16 protein-coding genes are annotated in these 14,679 nt (G+C 60.6%); 15 read left to right on the top strand and 1 reads right to left on the bottom strand.

Annotation, left to right across the window (positions count from 1 at the left end):
• The first annotated feature begins 20 nt into the window (after nucleotides 1-20).
• From J8I33_RS30430 to J8I33_RS30420, 3 genes are all read left to right on the top strand, one after another.
• Nucleotides 21-1,214 carry an MFS transporter gene (locus J8I33_RS30430; RefSeq protein WP_245172586.1) on the top strand — a complete coding sequence of 398 codons (1,194 nt, stop codon included), beginning with the start codon at nucleotides 21-23 and terminating at the stop codon, nucleotides 1,212-1,214.
• A gap of 197 nt (nucleotides 1,215-1,411) precedes the next feature.
• Nucleotides 1,412-2,356, top strand: coding sequence for a fatty acid desaturase family protein (locus J8I33_RS30425; protein WP_209925940.1), 945 nt, complete (start codon nucleotides 1,412-1,414; stop codon nucleotides 2,354-2,356).
• A complete protein-coding gene (locus tag J8I33_RS30420) occupies nucleotides 2,356-3,603 on the top strand; it encodes a hypothetical protein (RefSeq protein ID WP_209925939.1) in 1,248 nt (415 codons plus the stop codon). Before J8I33_RS30425 ends, J8I33_RS30420 begins: the two co-directional genes overlap by 1 nt.
• 24 nt (nucleotides 3,604-3,627) lie before the next feature.
• Here the strand turns inward: J8I33_RS30420 and argP are convergent, their stop codons facing one another.
• A complete protein-coding gene (argP, locus tag J8I33_RS30415; protein ID WP_209939679.1) occupies nucleotides 3,628-4,578 on the bottom strand; it encodes an HTH-type transcriptional regulator ArgP in 951 nt (316 codons plus the stop codon).
• Between the two features lie 201 nt (nucleotides 4,579-4,779).
• Between argP and J8I33_RS30410 the strand changes: the two genes are divergently transcribed.
• From J8I33_RS30410 to J8I33_RS30355, 12 genes are all read left to right on the top strand, one after another.
• Nucleotides 4,780-5,703 carry an AraC family transcriptional regulator gene (locus J8I33_RS30410; protein WP_209925937.1) on the top strand — a complete coding sequence of 308 codons (924 nt, stop codon included), beginning with the start codon at nucleotides 4,780-4,782 and terminating at the stop codon, nucleotides 5,701-5,703.
• 192 nt (nucleotides 5,704-5,895) lie between these two features.
• Nucleotides 5,896-6,639, top strand: coding sequence for a Phenylacetic acid catabolic protein (locus J8I33_RS30405; RefSeq protein WP_348636037.1), 744 nt, complete (start codon nucleotides 5,896-5,898; stop codon nucleotides 6,637-6,639).
• Nucleotides 6,640-6,646: 7 nt separating this feature from the next.
• Entirely contained in the window at nucleotides 6,647-7,798 is a 1,152-nt protein-coding gene (locus tag J8I33_RS30400; protein ID WP_209939678.1) for a radical SAM protein, read from the top strand.
• Complete coding sequence (locus tag J8I33_RS30395) at nucleotides 7,795-8,340, top strand: PaaI family thioesterase (RefSeq protein WP_348522266.1); 546 nt, start codon at nucleotides 7,795-7,797, stop codon at nucleotides 8,338-8,340. Before J8I33_RS30400 ends, J8I33_RS30395 begins: the two co-directional genes overlap by 4 nt.
• Nucleotides 8,337-10,016, top strand: a complete 1,680-nt coding sequence (locus J8I33_RS30390) for a long-chain fatty acid--CoA ligase (protein ID WP_245170268.1) — start codon at nucleotides 8,337-8,339, stop codon at nucleotides 10,014-10,016. Before J8I33_RS30395 ends, J8I33_RS30390 begins: the two co-directional genes overlap by 4 nt.
• A gap of 148 nt (nucleotides 10,017-10,164) precedes the next feature.
• Entirely contained in the window at nucleotides 10,165-10,902 is a 738-nt protein-coding gene (locus J8I33_RS30385; protein WP_209925932.1) for a cupin domain-containing protein, read from the top strand.
• The gene (locus tag J8I33_RS30380; protein ID WP_209925930.1) at nucleotides 10,899-11,678 is read left to right on the top strand and encodes a class I SAM-dependent methyltransferase; all 780 of its coding nucleotides are present in this window, start codon (nucleotides 10,899-10,901) and stop codon (nucleotides 11,676-11,678) included. The genes J8I33_RS30385 and J8I33_RS30380 overlap by 4 nt, the downstream gene beginning before the upstream one ends.
• A 102-nt stretch (nucleotides 11,679-11,780) precedes the next feature.
• Entirely contained in the window at nucleotides 11,781-12,953 is a 1,173-nt protein-coding gene (locus tag J8I33_RS30375) for a fatty acid desaturase (protein ID WP_209939677.1), read from the top strand.
• Nucleotides 12,954-12,979: 26 nt separating this feature from the next.
• Nucleotides 12,980-13,423 carry a DUF2000 family protein gene (locus J8I33_RS30370; protein WP_348636036.1) on the top strand — a complete coding sequence of 148 codons (444 nt, stop codon included), beginning with the start codon at nucleotides 12,980-12,982 and terminating at the stop codon, nucleotides 13,421-13,423.
• A 28-nt stretch (nucleotides 13,424-13,451) separates the two neighbouring features.
• A complete protein-coding gene (locus J8I33_RS30365; RefSeq protein WP_348636038.1) occupies nucleotides 13,452-14,120 on the top strand; it encodes an AzlC family ABC transporter permease in 669 nt (222 codons plus the stop codon).
• A complete protein-coding gene (locus tag J8I33_RS30360; protein ID WP_280884352.1) occupies nucleotides 14,120-14,440 on the top strand; it encodes an AzlD domain-containing protein in 321 nt (106 codons plus the stop codon). Before J8I33_RS30365 ends, J8I33_RS30360 begins: the two co-directional genes overlap by 1 nt.
• Before the next feature lie 38 nt (nucleotides 14,441-14,478).
• A partial coding sequence (locus tag J8I33_RS30355; RefSeq protein ID WP_348636035.1) for an LD-carboxypeptidase occupies nucleotides 14,479-14,679 on the top strand: 201 nt, incomplete at its 3' end.

Genomic DNA, 14,679 nt, shown 5'->3' with positions numbered 1-14,679 from the left:
CGATCGTCGTCGGCGTACTGTTGCCGTTTGCATTCGCGCATTTTCTCTCGTATCTGTACCGTAACGTCAACGCGATCGTCTATCCGGTTCTCGCTCGTGACCTGGGCTTCGATGCCAGCGCGCTCGGCTGGCTGACGAGTGCCTATCTGCTTGCGTTCGCGATCGCGCAACTGCCGATCGGTGTAATGCTCGATCGCTATGGATGCCGTCGCGGACAGGCGCCGCTGCTGCTTGTCGCGGCAGCCGGCGCGCTGCTTTTCGCACACGCGCATTCGCTGATGGAACTGGCGGTGGGCAGGGCGCTGATCGGTTTCGGCGTGGCTGGTTCGCTGATGGCGGCGATCAAGGCAAGCTCGCAATGGCTGCCGCCTGAGCGACTGTCGCTGGCGACCGCAATGCTGCTCGCCGTCGGCGGTCTTGGCGCGATGGCGTCGACGACGCCGATGCACGCCGTGCTGCATTTCGTCGACTGGCGGACGGCATTCGTCGTGTTGGCATTCGGTACCGTCGCCGCGAGCATGCTGATTCTCGTCGTTGTGCCGGAGCGTCCGTCGACGTCATCCATGGTACGCATGAGCGACATGTGGCGCGACGTCGGACAGTTGTTCCGGAGTTGGCCGTTCTGGAGGTTGTCGCTCTATTCCGTGTGGGCGCATGCCACGTATATGGCGATGCAGGGCCTCTGGATGGGCGCGTGGTTGACCGACGTCGGTCGCCTGGACGGCCGCGAGTCGGCCGCGGTACTGATGGCGGGCACCGCGATGATGGTCGCGGGTTCGCTCGTCTTCGGGTGGCTGACCGATTATCTGAAACGTTTCGGCGTCAGGCCACTGTCGATATGCGGCGGCGGCATCGTCCTGTTCATTGCATCACAGGCACTGATGATATTTGGCGGCGGTGCCGCGCCGCTGCTCGTCGCCTGCGCGTTCACGTTCTTCGGCACCGCGACCACGATGAACTACGCGATCATCGCTCAAAGTGTGCCGCCGCACCTGACGGGCCGCGTGAGCACGTCGTTCAACCTGGTCGTGTTCCTGCTCGCCTTCGCGGTACAGGCCGGCCTCGGAGCGATTATTGCCCATTGGCTGCGGCAAGCGGGTGCGTATCCTGCGGTTGCCTACCAGTGGGCATTCGGCATCAATCTCGCGCTCCAATGCCCGGGCTTGCTGCTGTGGCTGACATTCAGGCCATGGAGACGCGAAACGAGCGCGTGAGACCCGTGTAGCAGCGGCGCCCGCCTCGGGATCGCAGCCTCCGTTAGAGCGGCTATCGCCCGACGAAAAATTCTAAATCGTATCGGCGTTCGAAAAGCAGTCCATAAAATCGAGTGTCTCGTCGTTGCCCAGGCGACCGAGACACAATTCGACTTGCGATTCGGTTTCTGATCTGCGGTGGTCCTATGAACTCCATAATGAATAACGCGGATGCCGTAGCAACCGATGCATCCATTGTCCACCGAGAGCTGGACGGCACGAGCCGTCGCGGGGGCGGGCTGCGGAATATCGATCCGGTGCGCCCGGTGCTCGATGTCGCATTCGACTGGGCGGTGATCGTCGTCGCTGCCGCGTGCGGGTATCGTTACGGCACGATCGCGGCGATAGCTGCACTGTTCGTCATCGGTAATCGGCAGCGCGCGCTCGGCAACTTGCTGCATGAAGCTGGACATCGGAATCTGTACCGCGACCGTAGGCTTGGCGACACCTTCGCAAAGCTGTTCATTGCACCCGCGCTTCTGATGGACCTCGAGCGCTATCGTGCAACCCATGCGCGTCATCACGCGATGCTCGGTTCGCAGGAAAACGATCCGGACTACATTGCGCCCCGATCCGCGCGAACTGGCTGGTGGGCAACCTATCGCGGCTTGCTGTTCTCGCGGGATGCCTGGATCGGTGCCGTGGCGGGGCATTGTGTCGATCCGCAGGTTGGCGTGATGCGGCGTATGCGACTCGTCGCGTGGTGGATCGCATTGAGCGCGCTGTTGACGGCTGTCGCGGGCCACGAATTTGCCATCTTCGTTCTGGTGCTGTGGCATCTGGCAAAAGCGACGACCTTCCATGCGATCACGACGCTGCGCGAAATGTGCGATCACTATGGGCTGGCGCGTGGCGGAATCTATTCGTTTACGCGCGACACGACCGTTGCGCGGTATCGGCGGTGGATCATTCATCCGCACAACAACGGCTTTCACCTGACGCATCATTTGCTGCCGTCGGTTCCATACTATCGGCTACCCGCCGCGCAGAATGTGCTGTCGAGCTTGCCTAGCTATCGCGCGCGCGGCATGACATGTACCGCGTACTTTTTTGGGCGCGACGCCGTCGTGCTCAAATGTCACCGGTCGGTCGAGGCGGCGTAATGGGCGACGAGCGCATCGGGATGCTGGAGGTGGCCGCGCTCCTCGTGTCGGCGAGCTATGGCATCGGCTTCCTGTTCGGCTCGGGCGAGCTCGCGATGTCGCGCGGCATGGCGGGGGCGTTGTATCCATGGTTAACGGGTATCGGCATGCTTCTGCTCGCCATGGTCGCGGGTCGTGTCTGGCAACTCGGTGTGCCGATCTGGGAACTGTTCGGGCGCCGGTACGGCCCGGCCGTGAAGCGTTGCGTCGCGGGTCTGTCGGTGATCTGGATGACGGGCGTACTCGCGGCACAGATTCGGGGTGCCAGTACGTCACTGACGCTTGCCGGTATTCCCCGACACCTGGCGATGCCGATCGTCATGGTGGCGATCGGCATCGCCGCGCATCTGCGTCTCGGGCTTGCCTCGAAAGTATTTTCGATATGCCTGTTCGCGAGCAGCATCGTGCTCGTTTGTGCCGTCGTCAGTCTTGGCGGCACGGAAGTCTATCTGCATGCAGTTCCCCGCTTCGTCAGCGATGTTCAAATCGTCAGCGGACCCGAGTTCGTGACGATGGCCATCGCGATCGTCTTTCTCGTCGTCACGGGCGCCGACTACCAGCAGTTCGTGATCTCCGCGAAACGGCGCAGTGACGCCGTGGCCGGCTGCGCGCTTGCCGCGTTCGTCTTGATCGTCGTCGGTGCGTTACCGGCGGCGGCCGTGATCGCTGCACGCGATGCGGGCGTGTTGACGCATCAGACTGCCGCACGGGAGGCGATTCCTTTCGTGCTGTCGCACGTATCGGGCAAAGCCGGCCATGGAGCCGGCGCGGCGATGTTGGTCGCGCTGCTGGCGGCGGCGCTCGGTTCCGGTGCCGCTGTCGTGCGGGCCATGACGGGCGCGGCGTTGGCATTCACTCGCGCTCCCGAGCGACAGGCGGGTGTGACGGCGACCCTTGCCATCGTCGCGCTGGGTGCGCTCGTCGCGGACCGTGGGCAAGGCATCGTTAGCACCATGATCGACCTCAATATCGTTTACATCGCGAGCATCGTGCCTCTGTTCGGCCTGTTGCTCCTGCGAATCGACGTGCCGGCCGCCGTTGCGCAGCGTGCGACGCTCGCCGGTTCCCTGACCTCGGGCGCGCTTTACCTGACCAAATGGTCGGACCTCGTTGAGGGGCAAGTCGAGCTCGCATTTCTCGCGATAGGCGTACTCGCGTCGGTTGCCGTACTCATCGCGCACTGGTGCAGGGTTCCGCGCACGACCTAGGTGGTTTCGTTGTCGCCCGGTCTGCTATGCCGATTCGCGCGGCACAGCGCTTGCGATGGGCGGCGAAGCGGGCGGCTGCGGTGTGCTCGCGAGCGCGGTGCGCGCGAAGGCGACGACACGCTCCGTGAGCTGCCGGGCGAGCATCGGCTCCTGATCCCAGTGATGCCAGTAGAGTGGGACGGACAGGCCGCGGTGGGGGGCGAGGTCTACTAGTTGTTCGTGGATGGGGTGCGACTGAATCTGGACGAGCGGGACGAGACCGTAGCCGCTTCCTTGCGCGATCGCACCCAGCAATGCGACGGGCGACGGAAAGTAATGGCGGACATACTGCTTCAGCTGCACGCCGAACAGCATGCCGAGGAAGTCGTCGTGCAGCGAGTCCTTGCGGTTGAACAGCACCGCCGGCGCAGTCGGGACCTCGTGTGGTGTCAAACCGTTCGGGAAATGCCGGCTGGCGAACGCTCGCGTGGCGACACAGCGATATTCCATCATGCCGAGCGGAGCTGCCTGGAAGCCCTGCGCCGGGGTCGGCTCCGTACACACACAGCCCGTGACTTCCCCGCGCAGCAGCATGGGCCGCGTGTGATCCTGGTCGTCCACGACGATTTCGAGCGCGATCGGCAGTTCGGCGAGAAGCGTGTTGGCACAGTCGGCGAACCAGGTGGCCAGCGAGTCGGCATTGATACCGACTGTTACGGGCGTGCGCTCCTGCACCGAAAGCCCCCCGCTCAGCCGCGCGTGAACGTCGTGCTCGAGCAGGCGCAGCGCCTTCACGTGACGCAGCATGACTTCTCCGGCAGGCGTCGGCAGGACCGGACGGTTGCGGATCAGCAGGACCGTGGACAGGGTCTCCTCGAGTGCCTTGATGCGCTGCGATACGGCGCCGCGGGTGAGATGAAGCGCACTGGCCGCCTGCTCGAAGCTCCGATGCTCTACAACGGCCGCAAAAGCCTCCAGTTGATTTCGATCGAACATCGCATGCCCCCGTTAGCGCCATTCACGTCTGGGAAAAATAATTGAATAATCGTGGAATGGATATATGAATTGATAATATCACTGGTCAGTCCCGTGCCGGCGTGACGCGTTCGGAGTAGGCGGGTATGCAACCGGGCTTATGTCAGGCTGATTAATCCCTGGTAATTGCGAATGCGGACAGTCGGTAAGGAGAGTGGCACCATGAAGCACGCACGCCTCGATTTCAGAAATCCGGAAAGCCGACGATCGATGCTCGGGGACGGTTCGGTGCTGACGAGCGACGGTCTCGGTTGGGACTCGATTTACTTCGAGCATCGGTGCGCGGACGCGTTCGAGACCACCGAACACGTCATCGACGATCACTATCTGATGGTGAAGCTCAATCCATTGTCGAAAGCCGAGCGATGGATCGGCGGGAAATTGCATCAGGAAACCCAGCGACGAGGCTCGACCGTCTACGTTCCGAACGGCTCCCCACATCGCGTGCGCTACACGAGCTCGTTGGGCAGTCTCAATCTGATGGCGTTGCGGCCGGCGTTCGTCGCGGACGTTGCCTATGAACTCGGGGTGACGGGTTTCGAGGCCTTCCCGCAGTTCGCCGAGACGGAGCAGCGCCTGATCCTCGAAGCATCGGAGATGCTCCAAGCCGAGATCATCGATGGCAATCCGCACGGCAGTCTGTTTGCCGATATCTACGCCCGCATGATCGCGGCTCACGTCGTCAGCCGTTTTCGCCGGCCCGAGACTGTGACGAGGCAAGCGTCGTCGGCGCTCGGGCAGACCAAACTGAAGCGGCTCGACGCCTATATCGACGCCAATTTGTCGAAACCGATAGGCCTGGCCGAACTGTCTGCGCAACTGGGGCTCAGCGAATACTATTTCTGCCGCAAGTTCAAGGAAGCGACAGGCATATCGCCCTATCAGTACGTGCTGAAAAAGCGCGTCGAGTTCGCGTGCACGTGCTTGAGCCGGGACGACATGTCGATTCAGGACATTGCATTTGCCAGCGGCTTTGGCGATCCGGTCCAGTTCTCGAAACAGTTCAGGCGCCTGCAGGGCATTCAGCCGAGTGTCTATCGCGCACGTCACGCCGCATCCGCACGCAGCATCGTCAGCGTCGGGTAATGCGAATCGCGATTGGAAAAATCTAACGCAGGAATCAACCAGCTGTGCAATTTTCGCCGTGGTAGCCGTATAGGCGACGAGTACGATGATTCGGTCCGGCACACGATTCAAACGTTTGTCGGTTGATGCTCCCGTTCCTCGTTCCAACGTCGATACCTATCATCCATGGATACAGCGCAAACGATCAAATCAGTGCTCGGCAAGCATGAGGTTAAGACTCCTGAAGATTTTCGCAATATGCCGGACGAGTATCGGCAACTGGCAACGCACTTGATGCTGGTTCATACGGAAGGTGAACTGACAGGGGCCGACGACTACACGCAAGTTTTCTACAACCTCGCGCCGAACGCATTCGAGAAGTTCGTCTGCTGTGAGCGCGCCTCGGAGGAGGTTCAGCACTATCAGCTCAGCGCTGCCGTACTGAGCGATATCGGTGTCGATACGAACGGCATGCTCGAACAGCATTTCCAGGCGCGTCCGTACTATGCGAACGAGCTGGTGCGCGGTGTCAGGACCTGGATGGAGCGCGGCATTTTCTCGTTTCTGGGCGAGGCCGTCGTGCTCGAACACCTGCTCGAGTTCCAGGATTGCAGCTATCAGCCGTTCAGCGAGATCTTCGTCAAGCAGATCATCAAGGACGAACACGTCCATGTCGCGCACGGCTACCGCATCGTGCGCGACGCATGTGCGACCGATGCGGGGCGCAACGAAGCGCAGGCCGCTGTCGATCGCCTGTGGCCGCACGTGCTGGCGCTGTTCGGCCGTGATGAATCGCGCCGCTCGCGGCTCTATGTGAAGTGGGGGCTGCGCAAGACGATGAACGGAGAATTGCGGAAAAGCTTCGTTCGCAAGACGGTGCCGCGGCTTCAGTCGCTCGGGCTGGTCGTGCCGGAAATGCAGGCGGTGCCTGCCGATATCACGAACTCGATCAACTGACACTGACATGAACGAATCAAGAAGCGTTCACGCAGAGCGCAAGGCCGTCATCGCCGAACGCCTGCCCGCCTTGCTCGGCTCGGATGCAGACCTTTCGCGCCGGTTTGCCGACGTGCGCGGATTCTCGGCGCTCGTGCGCGCATGCGAATATCACCTGACCAACGCCTGCAATATTCGGTGCGAGGGCTGCTGGTTTTTCGAATTCGGTCATGACAAGGTGTCGAAGGAGAGCAAGGACATCGAGTCGTGGCGAGCGTTCGCGAAGAATCAACGCAAGCGGCGTATCAATTGCGCGTTGCTGATCGGCGGCGAGCCGACGCTGTTCCCTGAACGCGTCGAGGCGTTTGTTGACGCGATGCGCTTCGTATCGATTTCAACAAATGGTCTGGAGCCGTTTCCGAATACGGATCCGTTTCGCAACGTGACGGTTTTCATTTCATTGTTCGGCGGCGGACCGCTCGACGATGCGTTGCGCGCGATCAAGCCAGGCGGACGGAGGTTCGCCGGGCTGTTCGATACGGCGCTGAAGAATTACCGCGACGATCCGCGCGCGACGTTCGTGTTCGCGGTGACCGAGGACGGCCTCGCGCACATCGAGCCGACGGTGGAACGCATCCGTGCCAACGGCAATTTCGTGAGCTTCAATTTCTACAGCAAATACAACACCGGTCACCCGCTACGCATGGAGAACGAGCGACGCTTGCTTGCCGAGATGCTTCGCGTGAAAAGCATGTACCCGGACACGGTTCTCAACCATCCGGCGCATATCGAGGCGATGGTCACCGGGCGCGCATGGTGCGGTGAGTTCGGCTATGAGACCTGTCCGAGCATCAGCCAGGATCATCCTGACAATGTCGAGCGCATGCAGAACGGCAATCCGACGCTGCCGTTCTTCAATACCTGGAAAGCGGACCTGCAGACGCTCGAGCGATGCTGCACGTCCGGCCACTGCGGGGACTGCCGGGACAGCCAGGCCGTTTATAGCTGGCTTATGGTGAGCCTTGCCCGATCGCTCGACAGTGTCGATACGTTGCGTACGTGGGTGGAGGCGGCCGAGAGCTATTGGCGTCAGTTCATCTGGTCGCCCTATCGGCAGACCTCGACTTCCGCCGCGACGCAGGCCGCTGTCGCGCCTGTTGCCGAAGGGGTGCCCGCGTGAACGCTGTTGCCGAATCGCGTAGCGTGCTGGCTATTCCGTTGACGCTCGATGAGCGTCGCATATGGCGCGATCGATTGTCGAAGATGGCGATCCTTGAGCATCTGGGCGCGGAGCTTGATCTCGACGACGAACACGCAGTGCGTCTCGCGCTCGTGCGCCGCACGCGCGCCCACGATGGCGGGCTCGGCACCGCGGCGCTGAACGGCGCGATGATCGCAGGAATGATCGATTGTGCGATGTCGGTCGCGGGCATCCTGCATTTCCGCGGAAGGACATGCGGAACGATGCACTTGTCGATCCAGTTCATGAAAGCCGTGCGCGATCCACGCCCGGTGATCGAGTGCCGCGCGGTCCGTCGCACGCCGTCGCTCGTCTTTGTCGAGGCCTGTCTTGTCGGCCGCCATGGTCGTTACGATGTGCTGGCGACTGGAATCGTCGGCGCCGCGCAGAACGCGCTTAGCGACGGCGGTGAATCGACGAACTGGCTCGCGCCGGTCGGCATGGTGCCGGACTGCGCGATGGGCGCCGCGGAGCAAGCATGATGCTGCATACGATGATGAATGTTCCGCTGACGATCGGCGGTATCCTCGAGCATGCGCGCCGCGTGCACACGAATGTGGAGATCGTGTCGCGCATGCCTGACCGCGGATGGCACCGATATACCGTGGGCGTGTTTGCCGAGCGCGTCGGGCGGCTCGCGTCGATGCTGTGCGGTCGCGGATTGCGGGTCGGCGATCGCGTCGCGACCCTGATGTGGAATCACTATGCGCATCTTGAATCCTATTTCGCGATTCCGGCCGCGGGCGGCGTCACACACACGCTCAACCCGCGCATGCCGGTCGACAACCTTGTGTTTGTCGCGAATCATGGCGGCGCGCGCCTTTTGATCGTCGACGAGATCCTGCTACCGGTTTACGAATCCATTCGTGCGCGGACGCATTTCGAGCAAGTGATCGTCGTGCCGTTCGGCACACGCGTGCCGACGGATGAGCGGCCCGGTGCGTGGCTGGACTATGAAGCACTGATCGAGGCCGGCCGGCCGGAATTTCGCGGCGTGACCGCCGACGAGAATCGGCCGGTGAGCATTTGCTATACGTCCGGTACGTCCGGGCAGCCGAAAGGTGTCGTGTACAGCCATCGGGCGCTGGTGCTGCATGCGTTTTGCATCGCATTGCCAGACGTGTTCAACCTGTCGATGCGGCAGACGCTTGCGCCCGTCGTTCCGATGTTTCACGTCAACGGCTGGTGCCTGCCGTTTGCCGCGCTCCTGACGGGAGCCAGGCTGGTGTTGCCCGGGCCTCGGCTCGATGCCGAGAGCCTTTTCGAATTGCTGGCCGCCGAGCAGGTCACGCTGTCGGCTGGCGTGCCGTCGCTATGGCATGGATTGATCGAGCGGCTGCAAGGCGACGATCGCGCGCGGGCGCGCCTTGCGCCGGACCTGCGTCTCGTCGTGGCGGGGGCCGCGTGTCCGGCGGCGATGTTGGCGGCGCTCGATCGTTTGAATATCGCGGCGACACATGCGTGGGGGATGACCGAGATCTCCCCGGTGGGGGCGTTCGGCACACTCAAGCCGCGTCTTTCCGAAGGCGCGAGCGAGCAGGTGTTCTCGCGTCGGCTCAAGCAGGGGATGCCGCTGCCATTTGTTGATGCGCGCATCATGACGGCCGATGGCGAGGCCGCCTGGGACGGCAGCACAGTCGGCGAGTTGCAGGTTCGGGGCCCGTGGGTGGCCGCGCGCTATCACGATCTGCCGGCGAGCGAATCGTGGACCGAGGATGGCTGGCTTTGCACTGGCGATGCGGCTCATATCGACAACGAAGGCTATGTTCAGATCGTCGATCGCATGAAGGATCTCATCAAGTCCGGCGGAGAATGGATCAGCTCGATCGAACTCGAAAACGCGTTGATGGGACACCCGGCGGTGAAGGAGGCTGCGGTCGTCGCACGCGCGCATCCGAAATGGCAGGAGCGGCCGGTCGCATACGTCACCTTGCGGGACGGCGCAAGCGCGACTGAGCAGGTGCTGTTCGATCACCTCGCCGTACGCTTTACCCGTTGGTGGCTGCCGGATGCGATCGAGTTCATCGACGAGATTCCCAAGACCCCGACCGGCAAGTTCCAGAAGATGACGCTGCGCGAGCATGATGCGGTACGGCACGCAACCGTGCGGAGCGGATCATCGATGGTGACAATAAACAACGGCAGTAGCAGTTTTTGACTAGGAAGTGCATTCCTGTATCGATTAATGTTTTTCTCCGTCATCAATACAGATCAGTGTTGATGTTGGCAAAGCAATATCGAGGCGCAAGCATTGGCGACTGGTTGAAAGCCGTTGTTGGAATCAACACGAACCTGAGGGCGATATCATGGACACTGGCACACACTTTCCCGTGAATGACAAGATGTTGGTGTTTCCGGTGGACAGGGCCGCCATGCTGGATTACTCCCAGTTGGAAACGCCGACGAAGGTTGCCGTATCGCCCGGCGGCATGCAGCAATTCGACTCGGATTCCACACACTTTGTCATTGTCCAGTCTGGTGAGCTCGATGTGTCACACAAGGGCAATATCTATCAACTGCGAAGCGGCCAGTTTGGCTGTTTTCCCGGCGGTGTGTCGCTGGCAGGCAACGCCCAGGCAATCCTTGTCACGAGCCTCGGCTATGAAGGTTCAACGCTGGTAGGTGGTCCCGTTGAAGCGCTCGGCCGGCTGAGATATATCGACGGATGTACAAGCAGTGTGCTGCTCGCTCCGCCGGTGCGCGGCGAGCCCTGCCTCAATTTTCTGCATTTGCCGCGCAATACGTCGCAAACGATGCACACCCATCCGACCATACGGGTGGGCCTCATTTTGTCCGGCGACGGGCGCTGTGACACCCATCACGGGTTGATGGAGTTTCGTGCAGGTACGGCTTTTGTGATCCCGCCCGGCGTCGCGCACAGCTTCCAGAGCCAGGACGAGAGCATGCGTATCGTGATCTATCACCCGGACTCGGACTCCGGGCCCACGCACACGGATCACACCATGCTCAATAGAACATACGTCGACGGCGCGACAGCAAAGACGATGACCGATATTCATACACGACTCGAGGTTCAATCATGACTGGGAAGATTTTTGAACGCGGCACGTCGCAACGCCAGAAGTGGAGTCCGCAGCTCTATGAAAACAACGCTCGCTTCGTCGGCGATCTCGCTGGCCGGGCGATCGACTTGTTGAATCCGCTTCCGGGCGAACGCATTCTCGATATCGGCTGTGGAGACGGATATCTGACCGAAAAGATTGCCGCGACGGGCGCACGGCTGACGGGGGTCGACTACAGCCCGGAACTGGTAGCGGCCGCGAAGGCGCGCGGTCTTGACGTATACATCGGTAACGGCGAAGAACTGGACTTTATCGAGCAATTCGATGGCGCATTCAGCAATGCCGCGATGCACTGGATGCGTCGTGCCGATGCCGTCGTGCGCGGCGTGGCGAGAGCGCTGGTACCCGGAGGGCGTTTCGTCGGCGAATTTGCTGGCGCGAGGAACGCGTACTACATCCGACAGGCCGTGCATGAAGCGTTGACGGCGCGAGGCTATGATTCGGAAGAGATCGATCCTTGGTATCTACCCGAAGAACAGGAGTACCGGGAGGTGCTCGAAGCGGGCGGGCTCGTCGTCTCGCATATCGAACTGTTTGATCGGCCGGTGGTGATCAACTACCCGGTGCGCGACTGGATCAAAACATTCGGTAGTCCATATCTCACCGTATTGGCTGAAGACGAGCGCGAGCTCATGCTTGACGACGTGACCCGCCAACTGGCGCCGCGTTTGCTGGGCAACGACGGGCGTTGGACGATCGATTACACGCGTCTGCGTTTTCGCGCAGAGAAGCCCTAAAACGTCTCGGCGCCACCTGTGCACGAAGTCATCGGCGTGTACCGGTTTCATTAGGCTGATCCTAGAGTGAATAGCATGTTTGAAAGTGGTACGAGAGAGTCGATGCGCGGTTTGCCGGGTATCGCGCAACCTGTCCTGACCTGGATGACGGGCAAACCCCTCGATGCGGCCGAGCGGCCGTTTGGTGTCCCTCGGACTCTGGACGTCGTCGTGACTTTCGCATCGAGCATGGCCATTTTGGGGGCCCTCGTCGAGCTTGCCCATCGTGACACCTTGGGAGCATGGGCCATTATCGTCGTGTTTTGGCTTGTTCTGGTTGGATTGCTCCGGAAGATGCAAGTCACCCATCTACATCACGCGATCCATAATCGGCTGTTCGAGCGCCCGTCGCTGAACAAGCTCTATGCACGGGTGATACCGTCATTGATCTTCGTACAGAACGGGGTGGAGTATCGTAGGGAGCACCTCGAACATCACAATTCGGATATTTTTACGACCGAACGCGATGCCGATGCCGCCTTTCTGGCAAAGCTCGGCTTCATCCCCGGGCGGGAAAGAGGCGAGCTTTGGGTAAATCTCTGGATGACGGTCGCGAGCCCGGTGTTCCACATCATGTTTGCGCGTGCACGCCTCGAATCGGTGTTTCTGCGCAACAGGCTGGCTGAGACGCTTGTAGCATTGGCAATGCTGGCAGGCCATGCCGCGCTGATCGTATTGGCGGGATGGAAAGCCTATATCATCGCTGTGCTCGTACCCATGTTTTTCATCTATCATGTCAGCGCCCTGCTGCAGTTCCTGACTGAACACGCTTGGAACATCGCGGGAGAGTCGGTCGCTGACTGGCATGAATACGCAAGCCGGTGCTGGGGTCGATTTTGTGGAGAGCGGTTTCCGTTACTCGCATCCGGGAGCAATTACAGTCGGTTCGTTCACGTCCTTCGCGTGGCCGGATGGGTGGCAAGGATGCTAGTGTTTCATCTGCCGGTGCGGGTCGCTTGCTTGGTCGCGGATCTCCCCGCACATGATTGGCATCATCTGGCACATATGGCGGGCCAGAACTCGCGAGACTGGTCATATAGTCTGTACCTGCGACAGGCGGCGATCGACAGCGGAGATAGAGCCGGCTTTGCGCTGCGCGAACTATGGGGCATGCACGGGATGATCGAACATCAGTTTTCGTGGCTCGAAAGCATTACCTGTACGTATTCGATCCCGAATGTGCGCGGACTTGATAACGCGGAGAACGCTGCGATTAACTCAGGAGAGCTAAAATAAAGTATCTCGATAACTCCAGCAAAACGGTGCTGGTCGTCAATACGGAGTTTCCGGCGCCCACCATACTCAATGCCGTCGCTCATACCGTGCTTGGTCTGACGGGAGCGAATGGTGCTGCATTCTGGAATCTGCTGCCTTATCCAAGCCCGGCATTTGGCGTAGAAAGTCGTATTAGCGAGTTTCCCGTCATAGTGCTTCGCTCGAAGCGCTCGAGCCAGCTGGAAAAGCTGGTGGTGCAGCTGAGGCAAGCGGATGTCGCACACAATGCCTTTATTGACTCGATGCTTGGCGCGAGCGCGTCCGAGCAGCAATCGGCGACATGGACGGCCTCACCGGGGGAGAACCGCATTGTGTGTGTCGGCCTCTTTGGCCCAGAGGAAACGATTCGTCCGTTGATCAAATCGTTTTCGCTTTACAAGACATCGGATGCGCTGGTGCACGATGCGTCATCCGTCGAGATTGGACAATGACACGATGACAAGCAGGCGAAAATTGATCGTGCGCCTCACGACGCCGGTCGGGATGGGCTACATTCCAACCGGTTTTGCGTTCGGCGTACTTGCGTGTCAAGCGGGACTTGCGCCCGTGCTCGTGATTGCAATGAGCGTGTTCATCTTCGCCGGCGCGCTGCAATTCGCTGCGGTTCCGATGCTTACCGCCGCAAGCGGATTGAGCACGGTTGCCCTTAGCACGCTGCTGATCAATTTGAGGCACATACTCTACGCCATTCCACTGCTGGATCATCTCCCGAAGTCGCTTGCCGGTCGGTTCTATGTCATCGCGGCGCTCACCGATGAAAATTATTCCGTGCTGTCGACCGTACCCGAGGCGGAACGACGGTCCTTGTCGACGGCGATTAGTTTGGTCAATCATGGCTACTGGATCGGCGGCACGGTGCTGGGTGTGCTACTCGGCAATCACGTTTCACGGTGGATTCCCAACCTGGATTTTGCGCTGCCGGCGCTCTTCGCCATTCTCGCCATCGAGCAGTACCTGGCTCGACGCAGCTGGGTACCGGCAGCCATCGGTGTTGGAGCGTACTTTGTCGCGAAGGCGATGTTCCCGAACTACGCATTGATTGTTTCATTGGGAATCGGCTTGGTCCTGTTGTTGATGCGAGCGATTGCATTCCCGCTGGCGATGGACGGCAACCGGGGGCTGAAATAATGATTGGAACGAGTGAAAACTGGATGGCGGTTGGCATCATGAGCGTGCTGACCATCGCACTGCGGGCGCTGCCGCTCTTGTTGCACCGTTCAGTGCTTCGCAGCTCATGGATGACAACGCTGAATCGAGAGCTTCCGCTGTGCGTGATGATAATTCTCGTCACGCATTCCCTCGCGGGAAGCCATTCGACGGCACCGCTCGGCGCAGAAGTCATTGCGCTTGCAGCCGTAGCCCTCAGCTACCTCCGCTGGCGCAACGCCTTGCTCAGTGTCATAACGGGATTGGGTGTGCTGGCTCTACTCACGCGGGTCATTCTTTGAGGGATGCAGAGTATTGATCAAGCCGGATCATTGCGTCCGTGCTGGGCGACGCCAACGCTTGGTATGCATCAATCGATATCATCTGGTTCGCGCGAGGGGGATTCGGTTGCGCGCATCTGCTCGAGCACCTGCCCGACGAGATCGCGACGCCGAAGACGATCATCGGTTTTTCCGACGCGACGTCGCTATTCTGCGCGCTTGCAGACCGGCCCGGCGTGCGCTTGTTGCATGGTCCGACA

Origin of the sequence: Burkholderia sp. AcTa6-5 (assembly GCF_017815075.1) — a bacterium.
Classification (GTDB): domain Bacteria; phylum Pseudomonadota; class Gammaproteobacteria; order Burkholderiales; family Burkholderiaceae; genus Burkholderia; species Burkholderia sola.
Note: the sequence above shows the minus strand (reverse complement) of the source record. Positions and strands in the feature narration are given on the sequence as shown.

Bases quoted from the DNA above. Each gene is read 5' to 3' on its own strand.
- J8I33_RS30425 (WP_209925940.1), top strand. From the start codon at position 1,412: ATGAATAACGCGGATGCCGTAGCAACCGATGCATCCATTGTCCACCGA.
- J8I33_RS30410 (WP_209925937.1), top strand. From the start codon at position 4,780: ATGAAGCACGCACGCCTCGATTTCAGAAATCCGGAAAGCCGACGATCG.
- J8I33_RS30375 (WP_209939677.1), top strand. From the start codon at position 11,781: ATGCGCGGTTTGCCGGGTATCGCGCAACCTGTCCTGACCTGGATGACG.
- J8I33_RS30420 (WP_209925939.1), top strand. From the start codon at position 2,356: ATGGGCGACGAGCGCATCGGGATGCTGGAGGTGGCCGCGCTCCTCGTG.
- J8I33_RS30385 (WP_209925932.1), top strand. From the start codon at position 10,165: ATGGACACTGGCACACACTTTCCCGTGAATGACAAGATGTTGGTGTTT.
- argP (WP_209939679.1), bottom strand. From the start codon at position 4,578: ATGTTCGATCGAAATCAACTGGAGGCTTTTGCGGCCGTTGTAGAGCAT.
- J8I33_RS30380 (WP_209925930.1), top strand. From the start codon at position 10,899: ATGACTGGGAAGATTTTTGAACGCGGCACGTCGCAACGCCAGAAGTGG.
- J8I33_RS30390 (WP_245170268.1), top strand. From the start codon at position 8,337: ATGATGCTGCATACGATGATGAATGTTCCGCTGACGATCGGCGGTATC.
- J8I33_RS30400 (WP_209939678.1), top strand. From the start codon at position 6,647: ATGAACGAATCAAGAAGCGTTCACGCAGAGCGCAAGGCCGTCATCGCC.
- J8I33_RS30360 (WP_280884352.1), top strand. From the start codon at position 14,120: ATGATTGGAACGAGTGAAAACTGGATGGCGGTTGGCATCATGAGCGTG.